Source organism: Streptomyces sp. NPDC051214 (assembly GCF_040682375.1).
In the GTDB taxonomy this organism is placed as follows: Bacteria; Actinomycetota; Actinomycetes; order Streptomycetales; family Streptomycetaceae; genus Streptomyces.
Genome location: NZ_JBFBAT010000008.1, coordinates 451,701 through 466,641, shown reverse-complemented (window position 1 = coordinate 466,641; position 14,941 = coordinate 451,701). Strand labels below are relative to the sequence as shown.

Below are 14,941 nucleotides of genomic sequence, written 5' to 3'. Positions count from 1 at the left end.
ATGACCGCAGTCGGCGTCCGTCCCCCTCGGCCTGTCGCGCACGATCTTCGTAACTTCTTTCGAGACCCTAGCGGGGCGGGGATGGGGATGAGGCGGGATTACTCAACTGGAGGCGGAGTGCAAGCGGAGTCCGGGCCGTTGGCCGGTTCTTTTCGGGGCGAGGGGCCATCGCGACGGATCCTGAGGGACGAGACGCTGCTCGTCCTGGCGCTCTCACTGGGCGCGAGCGGTGTGTCCGCGCTGATCAGCTTTGTCGGATCGGTCACCAAACCGGGCGGTCTGAAGGATCAGGCGGCGACCATGAACGCGTCGGCCGCTCCGGGGCGGCCATGGCTTGATCTCGCGTGGCAGTTGTTCGGGATCTCGACCGCGTTGGTGCCGGTGGCGCTGGTCGCGCACTTCCTGATCCGGGAGGGTGCGGGGCTGCGCACGATCGGCTTCGACCGGAGCCGGCCATGGCCGGACCTGGGGCGCGGGGCGGCGGTCGCCGCGGTGATCGGCAGTACCGGCATCGCGTTCTACCTGGCCGCGCGCGGGCTCGGGTTCAACCTGACGGTGGTGCCGGAGGATCTGCCCGACGTCTGGTGGAAGTACCCGGTGCTCGTGCTCTCCGCCGTGCAGAACGCGGTCCTCGAGGAAGTGATTGTCGTCGGCTATCTGCTGCGCAGGTTCGGGCAGTTGGGGTGGACGCCGATGGCCGCGCTGGTCGGCAGCTCGGTGCTGCGCGGCTCCTACCACCTGTATCAGGGCATCGGCGGGTTCATCGGGAACATGGCGATGGGCGTGGTCTTCGTGCTCCTGTACCGGCGGTGGGGGCGGGTCGGGCCACTGGTGGTGGCGCATTCCCTGTTGGATATCGGTGCGTTCGTGGGGTACTCGCTGCTTGCGGGGAAGGTGGGGTGGCTGCCGACGCCCTAGGGCGGGCGGTCGGCGGGCAGGTCTGTGGGGACGTACGAAGGCTGGGTCGTACGTCCCCACAGCCATGTCAGGCGTACAGGTCGCCCTCGATGACGGTGACCGCGCGGCCCGTCAGCAGGGTGCGGTCGCCGCGCAGCTCCGTGCGGACGAAGCCGCCGCGGGCCGAGGCCTGCAGGCCGGTGAGTTCCGTGCGGCCCAGGCGCTCGGACCAGAAGGGGGCCAGGGCCGTGTGGGCGCTGCCGGTCACCGGGTCCTCGTCGATGCCGACGCGCGGGAAGAAGCCGCGGGAGACGAAGTCATAGCCGCGGGTGGGGTCTTCGGCCTGTGCGGTGGCGATGATGCCGCGCTCGGAGTGCCGGATGAGGGCCTTGTGGTCCGGGGCGAGGGCGCGCACCGTTTTCTCGTCGGCGAGCTCGACCAGCAGGTCACCGAGGCTCGCCCCGGCGTCGAACACCGCGAGCGGCTCGGCGCCGAGTGCCTCCGCCACGCCCTCGGGGATCGCGGCCGGGGTGAGCGGCGCGGTCGGGAAGTCCATGGTGACGGTGCCGTCGGCGTGCGCGGTCGTGGTCAGGACGCCGCTGCGGGTGGCGAACCGTACGGGGCCTTCGGCGGCGCCGGTGACCTGCAGTACGTGGGCGGTGGCGAGCGTGGCGTGGCCGCAGAGGTCCACCTCGGTGGCGGGCGTGAACCACCGCAACGCCCAGTCGGCGTCGCCGCCCGCGGGGAGCCGGTGCGCGAAGGCGGTCTCGGCGTGATTGACCTCCGTGGCCACGTTCTGCAGCCAGGCGTCATCGGGAAAGGCGTCGAGGAGGAGGACGCCTGCGGGGTTGCCCGAGAAGGGCTGGTGGGTGAAGGCGTCGACGATGCGGATGCGATGGGAACCCTGAGAAGTCGGCATGCAGTCGACGCTAGCGGGCCAATGCGGGGGCGGGACAAGGCCAATTGGGGGCGGGTGGCCCGATTGGGGGTGTCGGGGTGGGGTGGGGGTGAGCCGGCGAGGGGGCGAGGGCGGGTTTGGAGGGTGAGGCGGTGGTGGGTGTGGTGCGGGGTGCTCGTGGGGTGGCGGGCTGGGGTTGCTGCGTGGGCTGGGAGTTCGGGGTGGTTGATGGGCCTCGTGGGTGAGGGGGAGGGGGCAGGGAGGGGGCTCGGCTTGGGGGTGTCTTTGGGGGTGGGGGAGCTGTGTGGGGTGGGGTCGGTGCGGTGGGCTCGTCGTGTGTGAGGCGTTTCCGGGGCGGCTGACGCGTGAGGGGGGTGTCGGTGTGCGCTGGGCGTGGGGTTTGGCTTCGCTCGTGCTGGTGTCGACGGGGTGTGGCCCGGCGTGGCTGAGGGGGTGCCCCTGCGAGGCGAGGCCTCTGGCCTGGGTGTTTGTTCGTTTTGGAGGGGGCGTCGCAGGGGAGGGTTGTCAGGCGAGCTGTTCCGATATATCGTTGAGGCATCGCGACTGATCAACGATGGCGCGATAGATCACCAACGACACACAGAGAAATGGAGTGGTTGTCATGCGTTCCCACGGTTATGAACACGAGCACGGACGTGGAAAGTGCGGCCCCGGTCATGAGGGTCGCGGCGGGTTCGAGGGGCGGCGCGCGGCGTTCGGTCCCTTCGGGCCCGGCTTCGGCGGCCCCGGTGGGCCCGGCGGCCCCTGGGGCGGTCGCGGCGGCAGGGGCGGTCCGCGAGGCAGGGCGAGGCGCGGTGACGTACGCGCGTCGATCCTCGCTCTCCTGAAGGACCGGCCGATGCACGGCTACGAGATGATCCAGGAGATCGCCGAGCGCAGCGGCGGGGCGTGGAAGCCCAGCCCCGGTTCGGTCTACCCGACCCTCCAGCTCCTGGAGGACGAGGGCCTGATCAGCAGCGCGAGCGAGGGCGGCAAGAAGCTCTTCTCGCTCACCGACGCCGGTCGCACCGCGGCCGACGAAGGTCCCGACGCGCCCTGGGAAGAGGCCGGGCGCGGGGTCGACTGGGAGGCGCTGGGCGAGATCCGGCAGGCCGGCTTCGGTCTGATGGAGGCGTTCGGCCAGGTCTGGAAGACCGGCAGCAAGGAGCAGCGCGAGAAGGCTGTCACCGTCATCAACGACGCCCGCAAGAAGCTGTACCTGATCCTCGCCGATGAGGACTGAGGTGGTGGGGGTCAATGATCCCCATTGCCGCTGAGGCGCCCCGCACTCCATGTGTGGGGCGCCTTTTCGTGCGTCGGAGGGGTGGGGGATGAGGAAAGTGGAGGGGATGCGTGGGGTCGGCTCAGGTCACCAGACCCGCCAGCTTGCGCAGCGACTCGTTCAGGGCCGCCGTCGCCGAATCCTTGAGCTTGCCCGCCATCAGGGACACCGCCGCGCCCGTGAACTCGCCGTCGATGCGTACGGTCGTCGCGTCCCCCTCGGGAGAGAGGGAGTAGCGGGTGCCGACCGTGACGCCCATCGGGCCCTTGCCCTTGATCGCCAGCGTGCGCTCGCTCGCCAGCTCCTCGACCGTCCAGTTGACCTCGGCGGGGAAGCCCATCAGCTTCATGTTCTCCTCGAACGTGCCGCCCTCCTCCAGGGTGGTGGGGGCGCCCTTCGGGAAACTCGTGTGCGTGGCGTTCCACTCGCCGTACGAGGAGAAGTCCGTGAGTTGGGCCCAGACCTTCTCGACGGGCGCCTCGATCCGTGCTTCCGCGCTGACTTCGGCCATGCGACGACCCCTCTTCTTCGGGCGCTGCGGCGGGGCGCAGCTACGGTGTCGCGGAACGTAGCCGCAGGGCCCGGAACATTCAATACTGATGAACCGTCAGATGTGGTGAACGCTCCGGCGATGCCGCCCGCGAGCAGGTCAGGTACTGTGGCCCTCCCCGCGACGGACGCGGGAAGACGGACCAAGGAGGTGAGACCCATTACCGCAGCAGCAGGTCGGGTGCTCCCCCTTCGCGACCGCGCGGTTCACCCGGCATAGGTGACCGAGGGAGCCCGACAAGGCGTCCCGAAAGGTTTCTCTTCGCATGTCGGCCTCATCTTTCTCGTCTCCCACGTCTCCCCCGTCTTTCTCGTCCGCCATCGTCACCAGGCTGCGCGCCGCCGGATGCGTCTTCGCCGAGGACGAGGCGGAGTTGCTCGTCGACACCGCGCGCGACCCCGCCGAACTCGCCGCCATGGTGGAGCGGCGCGTCATCGGTCACCCCCTCGAACACGTCCTTGGCTGGGCGGAGTTCCGCGGTCTGCGGATCGCCGTGGACGCGGGGGTCTTCGTGCCCCGCAGACGCACGGAGTTTCTCGTGCGGGAGGCCGCCGCCCTTGCCGCGCCCGGCGCCGTCGTCGTCGACCTGTGCTGCGGCTCGGGGGCGCTCGGGGCCGCGCTCGGCGCCGCGGTCGACGGGATAGAGCTGCACGCCGCCGACATCGACCCCGCCGCCGTGCGCTGCGCACGGCGCAATGTCGCCGCCGCGGGGGGACGGGTCTACGAGGGCGATCTGTACGAGCCGTTGCCGACCGCCCTCCGAGGCCGTGTCGGCGTACTGCTGGCGAACGTCCCCTACGTACCCACCGATGAGGTCGGCCTGCTGCCGCCGGAAGCCCGTGTCCACGAGGCGCGCGTGGCGCTCGACGGCGGGGCGGACGGTCTTGACGTGCTGCGGCGGGTGACCGCCGACGCGGCACGCTGGTTGGCGCCCGGCGGCAGCCTGCTGTTCGAGACGAGCGAGCGACAGGTGCCGTACGCGCTGGAAGCGGTCGCGGACGGGGGCCTCCTGCCGCGGTCGGTGAGCGACGAGGAGATGTACGCGACCGTCGTCATCGGGACGCGGCCCGCGTAAGACGCGACCCGCGTAGGGCGCGGGCGGCGCCGGGCGCGCGGGCCGGCGGCGCGTCAGCCCACCCTGCTTATCACCGCCGCGTCGAAGAGATCGCACGCCCTGGGGAACGGGCCCTCGTCGTGGCAGTGCCAGGCGTCCCAGAAAAGGTCGGCGGGCAGCGCGTTTTCGGGTGCGTACACCCGGTACACGTACTGTCTGCCGTCGATCGCCGGCAGCGCGACCATCCAGCACCTGCGCTCCATGCCCGAAAGACGAGTGACCGGTGCGCCGTGGTTGCGTGTCCGGCGCGAATCAAGGCGGCGCGCGCCCCTCGGGGAAGAACAGCCAGATCTCATCCGTAAGGAGGAGAAGCCGCTCATGCGTACCCAACCTGTGTCGGACGCGAAGATGCTTCCCGCCGCCGATGACGCCGTACTCGGGGGCTGATGGGGTGGGAGATGTGCAAAGCCGTACCCCGCAGGGCGCCGAGCCCGGCCCGACCCGAGCAGAGACCGACTCCCGACTGAGCGCCGCACTGACGTCCGTCGTGGCCGGCGCGCGCCGGCGTGCGGTGCGTGACGGGGACCGCCAGATCGACACCGCGCATCTGCTGCACTCCCTCCTGGAGACCGACCCGGAGGTGCGGGCCGCCTTCGATCAGGGGGCGCAGGTGGTGCGGCTGCTCGGCTACCTCGTGCAGCGCAGCATCGGGTACGGCCTGCAGTGGCAGGGGACGGTCGAGGACAGCGGGACGGTACCGGTGGTGCGGGAGAGCAACGCGGGTCCCGTGAAGGAGACGGGGTGGTCGCCGTCCGCGAGCGCCGCCATGGAGGCGGCCATCGAGCGGGCCGACCGCCGCGGCGAACCGCAGGCCCTCGGCGTGGACCTCCTCGCGGCGCTCGTCGCCGATCCGGACTGCCGCGCCGTCGAAGTCCTGGGGCGGGCGGGGGCCGACGCGCAGGGGATACTCCGGCGGATCGAGAGCGACCCGCGCACCGGGACGCCGACCGACGCGTTCGGCGCTCGGTACGCGGAGACGTCCACCGATCCGTACGCGGAGACGTCCGCCGATTGAGACAGGGCCTATCGGGGGTGACGCTCATGACACCTCCTGTCATGATGTGCCGGTGCAAGCGTCTCAGGGGAATCAGACCGGCTCGGAGCTGAGCCGGGGGAGAGGTGTCGGCCTGGGGCTCGCCCTCGTGTCGGCGGTCGCCTTCGGTGGCTCGGGCGTGGCGGCCAAGCCGCTGATCGAGGCGGGCCTCGACCCGCTCCACGTGGTGTGGCTGCGGGTGGCGGGCGCCGCCCTCGTCATGCTGCCGGTCGCCTGGCGCCACCGCGGGCTGCTGCTGCGCAGGCCCGCCCTCCTGCTCGGCTTCGGCCTGCTCGCCGTGGCCGGTGTCCAGGCCTTCTACTTCGCGTCGATATCCCGAATCCCCGTCGGGGTCGCGCTCCTTGTCGAATACCTCGCGCCCGCCCTTGTCCTCGGCTGGGTGCGCTTCGTGCAGCGGCGGCCCGTGACGCGCGCGGCCGCGGTGGGCGTGGTGCTCGCGGTCGGCGGGCTCGCCTGCGTCGTCGAGGTGTGGGCGGGGCTGAGCTTCGACGCCGTGGGGCTGCTCCTCGCGCTGGGCGCGGCCTGCTGCCAGGTCGGCTACTTCGTCCTGTCCGACCAGGGCAGCGACGCGGGCGACGACGCTCCCGACCCGCTCGGCGTCATCGCGTACGGATTGCTGATCGGCGCCGTGGTGCTGACCGTCGTGGCGCGCCCCTGGGGCATGGACTGGTCGGTGCTCGCCGGGAACGCGCGGATGGACGGCACGGCCGTGCCCGCGTGGGCGCTCCTCGCCTGGATCGTGCTCCTGGCGACCGTCGTGGCGTACGTCACCGGGGTGCTCTCGGTGCGTCGGCTCTCGCCGCAGGTGGCGGGCGTCGTGGCCTGCCTGGAAGCGGTCATCGCCACCGTGCTCGCCTGGGTCCTGCTGGGCGAACACCTGTCGGCGCCGCAGATCATCGGGGGTGCCGTGGTGCTCGCGGGGGCGTTCATCGCCCAGTCGTCCGCGCCCACCAAGCCTCCGGAAGGGCCCACCGCGGGCGGCCGGCCAGGGGCCGAGGAGCGGTTGTCGTCGACCGGTACCGCCGTTTAGGCTGCTGATCATGCATGCACGCGCGCTCGTTCTTCCGCCCCCGGCCGCTTAGGCGCGGGCACTTCCCGGATCACACCCGGCGGTTGCCGGGTGGAACGACGCTGCCCGCAGACGGAGCCAAGGGACCTTCTTTTCCTTTCTGCGGAGAACTCACGTGTCGAATGCGTCGACTGTGTCGACTTCTGTCTCCGGCCTGTCCGTCGGACGAGGCCTCTTCTATCTGATCGTCGCCGGTACGGCCTGGGGCACCGCCGGTGCCGCCGCCGCGCTGGTCTTCGACGCCAGTGACATGGGACCGGTCAGCCTGTCCTTCTGGCGCTGCGCGGGCGGCTTCGTGCTGCTCTTCGCCGTCCGTGTGGCGCGCTCGCGCCGTGCTGCCGGTGCCGCCTCGGGCGGGGGTGCGGGCGCGCCGCTGCGGCGCAGGCTGCCGCGGATCGTGGCGACCGGCGTGGCCCTCGCCGTGTTCCAGACCGCCTACTTCGCGGCCGTCGAGTCGACCGGGCTCGCGGTCGGCACGGTGGTCACGATGGGGGCGGGACCTGTACTCATCGCGCTCGGGGCGCGGTTCACCATGGGGGAGCGGCTCGGGCTCGGCGGTGTCGTCGCGGTGGCCGGTGCGCTTGCCGGGCTCGTGGTGCTCGTCCTCGGCGGCGGTGGCGCGAGCGTCCGTCCGGTGGGCGTCGGGTGGGGGCTGCTCTCGGCGACCGCGTACGCCACGATGACGCTGCTCACGCGGTGGTGGGGGCGGGACGGCGGCGCCGACGCGTCCGACACGACGGTCTGGTCGTTCGCCGTGGTGTCCGTCTGCCTGCTGCCGCTCGCCGCGGTGGAGGGGCTCGTCCCGCACACCGCGGAACCGGCGCGGATGGGTGTGTACCTGCTGTACATCGTGGTGATCCCGACGGCGGTCGCCTACGCCCTGTACTTCGCGGGCGCCGCGGTCATCCGGTCCGCGACCGTCTCCGTGATCACGCTCCTCGAGCCGCTGAGCGCGGCGGTCATCGCGGTGGTGCTGCTCGGCGAGGAGCTGACCTTGTCGACGGTGCTGGGCGCCCTGCTGATGCTGGTGGCGGTGACGGTTGCTGCGCAGCTGGAGCCGGTGTAGTGGGGCGCTCGGTGGCTCTGCCGGGGGCCTGTTTCTGAGCCGTGCATTGCGTCTGCCGACCCGTGGGGGTCGTTCGCGCAGTTCCCCGCGCCCCTTCGGGGCACTTCCCTGCGGGTCGGTGGGGGCTGGTCGCGCCGTTCCCCGCGCCCCTTGCGGGGCTCTTCCCTGCGGGTCGGTGGGGGTTGGCCGCGCCGTTCCCCGCGCCCCTTGCGGGGCTCTTCCCTGCGGGTCGGTGGGGGTTGGCCGCGCCGTTCCCCGCGCCCCTTCGGGGCACCCCCCCCGGCAGGGTGGGGCGGTGTCACAGTTCGAGCAGGTAGTCGGGGGCTTCGATGTCGGGGGTCAGGTCGGGGGACGGGATGAGTGGGTCGTGGCCCTTGCGCAGGGGGACTACTCCGGCCCAGTGCGGGAGGTCGATGTCCTCGGGGTCGTCGTTCGGGCCGCCGGTGCGGACCTTGGCGGAGACCGCGGCGAGGTCGAGGCTCAGTACGGCGGTCGCCGCGAGCTCCTTCGCGTTCGCGGGGCGGGAGTCGGCGGCGCGGCCGGGCACGACGTGGTCGACGAGCGCGTCGAGGGCCGCCCGCTTCTCCTCCGGGTCCGTGACCTGGTGGGCGGTGCCGTGGATCACCACGGAGCGGTAGTTGATCGAGTGGTGGAAGGCCGACCTGGCGAGGACGAGGCCGTCGACGTGGGTGACGGTCAGGCAGACCGCCAGGCCCGGGTCCTCTTCCTGCCGGCGGCCGTCGGCCGCCATCCGCAGCGGCCGGGAACCCGTCGAACCGTGCACGTAGAGGCGCTCGCCCACCCGGCCGTACAGCGTCGGCAGGACGACGGGGGCGCCGTCACGCACGAAACCGAGGTGGCAGACGTACGCCTCGTCGAGTATCGCGTGCACCAGTTCCTGGTCGTACGCGGCGCGGTCACGGCCCCGCGTGGGGACGGTGAGGTCGGTCGGCGCGTACGAGGCGGTGTCGGCGGCGGGCTCGACGCCGGTGTCGATGCCGGACTCGGATGCGACGCTCATTGCATTCTCCATTGCACTAGTGCATAATCTCGTTTGTGCTAGGAGAGTATCGGATCGAAGGCCGGCGCGCAGCCGAGATCGCGGCCAGCGTGGAGCGCGCGGTGGGCGGCGGTGACCTGGAGCCGGGTCAACTCCTGCCGCCCATGCGCGAGTTGGCGGAGCAGCTCGGGGTCAATCCCAATACGGTGGCCGCCGCCTACCGCACGCTGCGCGAACGCGGCGTCATCGAGACGGCGGGGCGGCGCGGCAGCCGCATCCGCCCCAAGCCCGCGACGACGGTGCGTGAGCTGATCCGGGTGGACGTGCCGGCCGGTGTGCGTGATGTGTCGAACGGCAACCCGGACACGGCTCTGCTGCCCTCGCTCGCCGAGGTGTTCACGGCGGCCGCCGCGGAGGGCGACCGGCGTCCCGTGCTGTACGGCGAGGAGGCCGTGGACCCCGAAATGGCCCGTCACGCGCGCGTGGCCCTCGACGAGGACGGCGTGCCGGACGGTCCCGTGGCCGTCACGTCGGGTTCCCTCGATGCCATCGAGCGGGTCCTCGCCGCCCATCTCAAGCCCGGTGACGCGGTGGCGGTCGAGGACCCCGGCTGGGGCAGTCTGCTCGATCTGATGCCGGTGCTCGGGCTGCGGACGGTACCGGTGGGTGTCGACGACGAGGGGCCGCTGCCCGCCGACACCGAGAACGTGTTGCGCGGCGGTGCCCGTGCGCTCATCGTCACCGACCGCGCGCAGAATCCGACGGGCGCCGCGATCAGCGCGCCACGCGCGCGTGCACTGCGCAAGGTCCTTTCCGCGCACAAGGACGTGCTGCTCGTCGAGGACGACCACGGCCACGCCATCGTCGATCTGCCGCTGCACCCGCTGGCGGGCGTGACCCGCAGTTGGGCGTTCATCCGCTCCACGGCCAAGGCCTACGGCCCCGACCTGCGCCTGGCCCTGCTGACCGGTGACGCCGTCACCGTCGATCGCGTCCAGGGGCGCCAGCGGCTCGGCCCCGGGTGGGTCAGTCACATCGCGCAGCGCGCCGTCGTGCGGCTGTGGACGGAAGGGGCGGTGGACACGGGGAAGGTGGCCGCCTCGTACGGAAGGCGGCGTGCTGCCCTGATCGCCGCGCTGGCCCGGCGGGGCGTCACGGCGCACGGGCGCAGCGGCATGAACGTGTGGATTCCCGTGCCGGACGAGACCGGGGCGGTCGCCAGGCTGCTGCACGCGGGGTGGGCCGTCGCTCCGGGGGCCCGCTTCCGGATGGGCGCGCGGCCCGGGGTGCGGATCACGGTCTCGACGCTCGGGGACGAGGACATCGAAGCGGTGGCGGACGCCGTCGCGTCCGCCACCGGGCCCGCTCCCGCGCGGCGCTACGAGTGAGCGGGCTTGTGCGAGCGATCGCGCGGCCTTGACTGCGTGAGCGCCGCTCCCGCCAGGACGATCACCGCGCCGACCGGCGTCGACCAGCTCAGGGACTCGCCGAGCACGGCGACGCCCGCCGCGGTGGCGACGACCGGGACGAAGTAGGTGACCATCTGAGCCGTCGTCGGACCGACCTCGGCGACAAGGCCGTACTGGATCAGGAAGGCGAGGCCGGTGCCGACGGCACCCAGTGCCACGATCGCGAGGAGCGGCACGACGGGGAAGTGTGTGGGCAGGGACGTGAACAGCGGTGTGACGACGGCCAGTTCGGCGGTCGCGACAAGCAGCTGGGCGCCGGTCAGCGACAGGTTCGAGTGGCTTGAGCCGGCCAGGGTGCGGCGTACGTAGATCCAGCCGACCGGGTAGCTCAGCGAGGCGAGCAGCGCCAGCGACGTGCCTCGCAGGTCGAGACCGCTGAAGCCCTGCCAGGCGCCGAGCACCGTGAGCACGCCGAGGAAGCCGATGCCGAGCCCCGCGACCCTGCGCCGGGTCGGCCGGTCCTCGGAGAGCGCGACCATCGAGAGCGCCATGCCCCACAGGGGCGAGGTCGCGTTGCAGATGCCGGCGAGCGTGGAGGGGATCGTCAGCTCCGCGTACGCGAAGAGCGAGAAGGGCAGGGCGTTGAGCAGCAGCGCGGAGACGGTGAGGTGGGCCCAGGTGCGTGCCCCGCGCGGGAGCCGCTCGCGCTTCGTGACGAGGACGGCCGCGACGACCGCGGTGCCGAACAGGAGCCGCCCCAGGGTGACTTGGAAGGGGGCGTACCCCTCAGTGCCGACCTTGATCAGCAGGAAGCTGAAGCCCCAGATCAGCGAGAGGATGCCGAAGCGGAGACGCCAGCCGAGGGCGGGGCGGGGCTTCGGTTCGGCGGGGTCAGCAGCGGTGGGGGACGTGGCGGCGGGGGAGCCGGGAGAAATGGTGGAGCCGGGAGGGGTGGTGGTGACGCGCATGTACGTCACATTGGAGCCTGCGACCTCTTAGGACAAGCGAAATTAGCTGCCCAGTACCGCGTAGCATTGCTTACATGTTGAACCTGGAGCGCCTGCGCACGCTCGACGCACTGGCCCGGCACGGATCGGTCAGCGGCGCCGCGGCCGGGCTGCACGTCACGACGTCGGCCGTCTCGCAGCAGATGACCAAACTGGAGCGCGAGGTCGGCCAGCAGCTCCTGGCCAAGAACGGCCGCGGAGTGCGCCTCACCGACGCCGGACGGCTGCTCGCCGAGCACGCCGCGCGCATCCTCTCGCAGGTGGAACTCGCCCAGTCCGACCTGGAGGAGCAGCGCGGCAAGGCCGTCGGCGAGCTGCGCATCTCCGCGTTCCCCACGGCGATGCGAGGCCTGCTCCCCACCACGCTCACCGCGCTGCGGGCCGGCCACCCCGGCCTGCGCGTCCGCTCCCAGGAGATGGAGCCGCAGAACGGCGTGGCCGCCGTGGTGCGCGGCGACATCGACCTCGCGGTCGTCCTCGACTGGTACAACAAGCCGCTGCCGATGCCCGGCGGCCTGGTCAAGGCCTCCCTCCTGGATGACCCCGCCGATGTCGCCATGCCCGCGGCGCACCCCCTCGCCGACCGGGCCGAAGTGGACCTGGAGGAGTTCGCGGACGACGAGTGGATCGCCTGGGCGGAGGGGGAGTTCTGCCATGAGTGGCTGATGTTCACGCTGCGCGCCAAGGGCATCGAACCGCGCATCGCGCACCGCGCGGAGGAACACCACACCCAGCTCGCGATGGTGGCCGCGGGTCTCGGCGTGTGCGTGGCCCCCCAGTTGGGGCGCGATCCGATGCCGGCCGGGGTCAGGACCGTCCCGGTGCGCCACCGGGTGCGCCGTCATGTGTACGTGGTGTGGCGCGCGGACGCCGACCGCCGCCCCTCGATCAGGGCGGCGGTGGAGGCGCTCCAGGTGGCGGGGGCTGGGCTGCGTTAGGGCCGGACCGACAGGATCAAGGGCGGGCCGGCAGGTCCGCCAGCTTCCGGAAGTCCCAGGACGTGATCGCTTCGGGTGTGAGCCGGATCCAGGCGTGCTTCCCGTCGTACGGCATCGAGTCCATCCCGAAGTACTTCTGGGCGAAAAGCCGCTCGGGCACGTCGAGTTCGGGGCAGGGCTCGCCCATGCGCGGTGACTCGGCGACGAAGACCGCCGTCCCGGACAGCTCCACGCCCCGCAGCTCCCCGTACTCCACACCGGAGTCGATCACCACGGCGATGCGCTGATCGCCTCGCAGGTCGGCCCAGCGCTTGCTGCGGGTGATCGAGAACAGCCACAAGGACGTGCCGTCCCAGGCGAACCAGAGCGCGCTGACGTGCGGGGCGCCGTCGCCGGACACGGTCGCGACCCGGCAGGTGCGTTCCGCGCCGAGGTAGGCGTCGAGCTCGTCCGGCGACATCATGATCCTGCGGCCCCGGCGCTGTGTGACGGCCATCGGTCCTCCCGCGCGTGAGTGAAGAGTGGATGCACCAACAGAACTGACAGAGCGTCAGTTCCATGCGTCAGGAAAGCATGCGGTCTCTTCCGCCGTGGCGCAATGGCGGCTAGCCTCCGCGCATCCCGGGCGCAGTCCGCATCGACCTGCCCGGACGACCCGGGCGACCCGGACAGGGGGAGCGATGCCGTCGTACGAACAGCTCAGGGAACTTCTCGATCCCGCCACCACCGTACTGATGACCGTCGAGTGCCAGCAGGGGGTGGTGGGGACGGAGAGCGCGCTGCCCGAACTCGCCGACGAGGCACGCTCGTCGGGCTGCCTCGTCAACGTCGCGCGGCTCGTCGCCGCCGCCCACCTGGCCGGGGTGCAGGTCATGCACGCCGTCGCCGAACGCCGGCCCGACGGCCGCGGGGCCAACCGCAACGCCCGCCTCTTCCGTGCCGCCGGGCGGCTGCCCGTGCAGCAGCTCTCCGGGACGCGGGCCGTGCGGATCGCGCCGCCCGTCGAAGTCGCCGACGAGGACCTCGTCGTACGGCGGCTGCACGGCCTCTCGCCCCTCGCGGGCACGGACGCCGACCCGCTCCTTCGCAACCTCGGCTGCCGCACCCTCCTGGTGACCGGTGTGTCGGCGAACGTGGCGATACCGAACGCCGTCTTCGACGCCGTGAACCTCGGCTACACCGCCGTCGTGCCGTCGGACGCCATCGCGGGTGTCCCCTCCGACTACGCACCCGCGATGATCCGCAACACGCTCTCCCTGGTGGCCACCATCGCCACCACCGAGGAGATCCTCGGCGTCTGGAAGCGTCCTAGGCGAGCGTGATCGTGTCCCCGTCCACCTTGATCTCGGCGGCGGGCAGCGGTTTCGGTGCCGGGGCGGCCTTCACGCTCCCGTCGGCGATGGAGAACTTACTGCCGTGGCAAGGGCAGTTGATGGTGCCGCCCTCGACGCTCGTCACCGGACACTGCTTATGGGTGCAGCGGTTCGAGAAGGCCTTGAAGTCACCCTCCGTCGGCTGGGTCACCACCACGCCCTGATCCTTGAAGATCTTGCCCCCGCCCACCGGGATATCCGACGTCTTGGCGAGCGCGGCCCCGGCGGCTCCGGCCGGGGCGTCGGCCTCGGCGGGCGTCTGCTCGTCGGCCTGGTCGGAGCCGTAACCGTCGTCGCTCTCACCGCAGGCCGCGAGGGCCGCGGCCAGGCTGACGACACCCGCGGCGGCGACGACCGAACGGCGGGAGAGCGGGCCCATGGGTTCCTTCGAAATGGTCATGCCCGGAGGTACGAGACCACGGGCCGCCGTGTTCAAACCCTCAAGCACTTCTTGCGCGAACCGAGTTCGGACCGGCATTAACCTGGGGCAATGCTCACCGAAGTAACCGCGGTCCGCTACGCGACGCCCCTGCGGGAGGGCGGATCGCTCCCCGGCCTCGTCGAGGCCGTCGACGGCCGGGGAACGTACGCGCCGTACGTCATGAAGTTCACCGGGGCCGGACAGGGCCGCAAGACCCTCGTCGCCGAAGTGATCTGCGGCCAGTTGGCGCGCGGCCTCGGCTTCCGGGTGCCGAGCCTCGCGCAAATCCGGCTCGACCCCGTGCTCGGCCTGGGCGAGCCCGACCAGCAGGTGCAGGAGCTGCTCAAGGCGAGCGGCGGCCTGAACCTCGGGATGGAGTTCCTCTCGGGCGCGCTCGGCTTCGACTCGCTCGCCTTCGACGTCGCCCCCGCCGAGGCCGGCCGCGTCGTGTGGTTCGACGCGCTCATCAACAACGTCGACCGCTCCTGGCGCAATCCGAACATGCTCATGACCGGCGGCGAGCTGTGGCTCATCGATCACGGCGCGAGCATGATCTGGCACCACAACTGGCGTACGGCCGAGACCGCGGCCACCAAGCCGTACGACGCCTCCGACCACGCCCTCGCCCCCTTCGGCCCCGACGTCGCCTCCGCCGCCGCCGAGCTCGCCCCCCTCGTCACCGAGGAGCTGCTCGCCGCCGCCGCGGCCGACGTGCCCGACGCGTGGCTGGTGGACGAGCCCGGCTTCGAGGACCCCGACGCCGTGCGCCGCGCCTATGTGACGGCACTGCTGCCGCGCGCCAAGACCATCCATGAGCGGATCGAGCTGCCCCGGCCGCAGCGGAAGGGTGCCACCCAGTGACA

At 71.7% G+C, this 14,941-nt stretch carries 17 protein-coding genes; 10 read left to right on the top strand and 7 right to left on the bottom strand.

Annotation, left to right across the window (positions count from 1 at the left end; all coding sequences use genetic code 11):
• The first annotated feature begins 117 nt into the window (after positions 1–117).
• The gene (locus tag AB0M70_RS23575) at positions 118–918 is read left to right on the top strand and encodes a type II CAAX endopeptidase family protein (RefSeq protein WP_365822331.1); all 801 of its coding nucleotides are present in this window, start codon (positions 118–120) and stop codon (positions 916–918) included.
• Positions 919–985: 67 nt separating this feature from the next.
• Here the strand turns inward: AB0M70_RS23575 and AB0M70_RS23570 are convergent, their stop codons facing one another.
• Positions 986–1,816: a PhzF family phenazine biosynthesis protein gene (locus AB0M70_RS23570; protein ID WP_365822329.1), complete on the bottom strand. Its 831-nt coding sequence runs from the start codon at positions 1,814–1,816 to the stop codon at positions 986–988.
• A gap of 601 nt (positions 1,817–2,417) precedes the next feature.
• On the opposite strand from AB0M70_RS23570, the gene AB0M70_RS23565 reads away from it, so the two are divergent.
• Positions 2,418–3,038 carry a PadR family transcriptional regulator gene (locus AB0M70_RS23565; RefSeq protein WP_365822327.1) on the top strand — a complete coding sequence of 207 codons (621 nt, stop codon included), beginning with the start codon at positions 2,418–2,420 and terminating at the stop codon, positions 3,036–3,038.
• Positions 3,039–3,159: 121 nt separating this feature from the next.
• Here AB0M70_RS23565 and AB0M70_RS23560 read toward each other — a convergent pair whose 3' ends face one another.
• Positions 3,160–3,588 carry an SRPBCC family protein gene (locus tag AB0M70_RS23560; protein WP_365822325.1) on the bottom strand — a complete coding sequence of 143 codons (429 nt, stop codon included), beginning with the start codon at positions 3,586–3,588 and terminating at the stop codon, positions 3,160–3,162.
• 304 nt (positions 3,589–3,892) lie between these two features.
• Between AB0M70_RS23560 and AB0M70_RS23555 the strand changes: the two genes are divergently transcribed.
• A complete protein-coding gene (locus AB0M70_RS23555; RefSeq protein ID WP_365822323.1) occupies positions 3,893–4,702 on the top strand; it encodes a putative protein N(5)-glutamine methyltransferase in 810 nt (269 codons plus the stop codon).
• 53 nt (positions 4,703–4,755) lie between these two features.
• Here AB0M70_RS23555 and AB0M70_RS23550 read toward each other — a convergent pair whose 3' ends face one another.
• Positions 4,756–4,944 carry a hypothetical protein gene (locus tag AB0M70_RS23550; RefSeq protein ID WP_363213477.1) on the bottom strand — a complete coding sequence of 63 codons (189 nt, stop codon included), beginning with the start codon at positions 4,942–4,944 and terminating at the stop codon, positions 4,756–4,758.
• Between the two features lie 197 nt (positions 4,945–5,141).
• Here AB0M70_RS23550 and AB0M70_RS23545 point away from each other — a divergent pair, with 197 nt between their 5' ends.
• From AB0M70_RS23545 to AB0M70_RS23535, 3 genes are all read left to right on the top strand, one after another.
• Positions 5,142–5,756: a Clp protease N-terminal domain-containing protein gene (locus AB0M70_RS23545; protein ID WP_365822321.1), complete on the top strand. Its 615-nt coding sequence runs from the start codon at positions 5,142–5,144 to the stop codon at positions 5,754–5,756.
• Between the two features lie 46 nt (positions 5,757–5,802).
• Positions 5,803–6,825 carry an EamA family transporter gene (locus AB0M70_RS23540; RefSeq protein WP_365822319.1) on the top strand — a complete coding sequence of 341 codons (1,023 nt, stop codon included), beginning with the start codon at positions 5,803–5,805 and terminating at the stop codon, positions 6,823–6,825.
• A 172-nt stretch (positions 6,826–6,997) separates the two neighbouring features.
• The gene (locus AB0M70_RS23535; RefSeq protein ID WP_365822317.1) at positions 6,998–7,930 is read left to right on the top strand and encodes a DMT family transporter; all 933 of its coding nucleotides are present in this window, start codon (positions 6,998–7,000) and stop codon (positions 7,928–7,930) included.
• 298 nt (positions 7,931–8,228) lie between these two features.
• Here the strand turns inward: AB0M70_RS23535 and AB0M70_RS23530 are convergent, their stop codons facing one another.
• Positions 8,229–8,951, bottom strand: a complete 723-nt coding sequence (locus AB0M70_RS23530; RefSeq protein ID WP_365822315.1) for a pyridoxamine 5'-phosphate oxidase family protein — start codon at positions 8,949–8,951, stop codon at positions 8,229–8,231.
• A 35-nt stretch (positions 8,952–8,986) separates the two neighbouring features.
• Between AB0M70_RS23530 and AB0M70_RS23525 the strand changes: the two genes are divergently transcribed.
• Positions 8,987–10,318 (top strand): aminotransferase class I/II-fold pyridoxal phosphate-dependent enzyme, encoded by a 1,332-nt coding sequence (locus AB0M70_RS23525; protein ID WP_365822313.1) that lies wholly within the window; start codon positions 8,987–8,989, stop codon positions 10,316–10,318.
• On the opposite strand, the gene AB0M70_RS23520 is transcribed toward AB0M70_RS23525, so the two are convergent.
• Positions 10,309–11,307 (bottom strand): DMT family transporter, encoded by a 999-nt coding sequence (locus AB0M70_RS23520; RefSeq protein WP_365822311.1) that lies wholly within the window; start codon positions 11,305–11,307, stop codon positions 10,309–10,311. The two genes, AB0M70_RS23525 and AB0M70_RS23520, sit on opposite strands and share 10 nt — an antisense overlap.
• 74 nt (positions 11,308–11,381) lie before the next feature.
• Here AB0M70_RS23520 and AB0M70_RS23515 point away from each other — a divergent pair, with 74 nt between their 5' ends.
• On the top strand, positions 11,382–12,284 hold the full coding sequence (locus tag AB0M70_RS23515; protein WP_365822309.1) for a LysR family transcriptional regulator: 903 nt from the start codon (positions 11,382–11,384) through the stop codon (positions 12,282–12,284).
• A gap of 16 nt (positions 12,285–12,300) precedes the next feature.
• Here the strand turns inward: AB0M70_RS23515 and AB0M70_RS23510 are convergent, their stop codons facing one another.
• Positions 12,301–12,780, bottom strand: coding sequence for a pyridoxamine 5'-phosphate oxidase family protein (locus AB0M70_RS23510; RefSeq protein ID WP_365822307.1), 480 nt, complete (start codon positions 12,778–12,780; stop codon positions 12,301–12,303).
• A 184-nt stretch (positions 12,781–12,964) separates the two neighbouring features.
• Here AB0M70_RS23510 and AB0M70_RS23505 point away from each other — a divergent pair, with 184 nt between their 5' ends.
• On the top strand, positions 12,965–13,606 hold the full coding sequence (locus tag AB0M70_RS23505) for an isochorismatase family protein (protein ID WP_365822305.1): 642 nt from the start codon (positions 12,965–12,967) through the stop codon (positions 13,604–13,606).
• On the opposite strand, the gene AB0M70_RS23500 is transcribed toward AB0M70_RS23505, so the two are convergent.
• Positions 13,593–14,057 carry a Rieske (2Fe-2S) protein gene (locus AB0M70_RS23500; RefSeq protein ID WP_365822303.1) on the bottom strand — a complete coding sequence of 155 codons (465 nt, stop codon included), beginning with the start codon at positions 14,055–14,057 and terminating at the stop codon, positions 13,593–13,595. The genes AB0M70_RS23505 and AB0M70_RS23500 overlap by 14 nt on opposite strands.
• Positions 14,058–14,147: 90 nt before the next feature.
• Here AB0M70_RS23500 and AB0M70_RS23495 point away from each other — a divergent pair, with 90 nt between their 5' ends.
• The gene (locus AB0M70_RS23495; protein ID WP_365822300.1) at positions 14,148–14,939 is read left to right on the top strand and encodes a HipA family kinase; all 792 of its coding nucleotides are present in this window, start codon (positions 14,148–14,150) and stop codon (positions 14,937–14,939) included.
• The last annotated feature ends 2 nt before the right edge of the window (positions 14,940–14,941 follow it).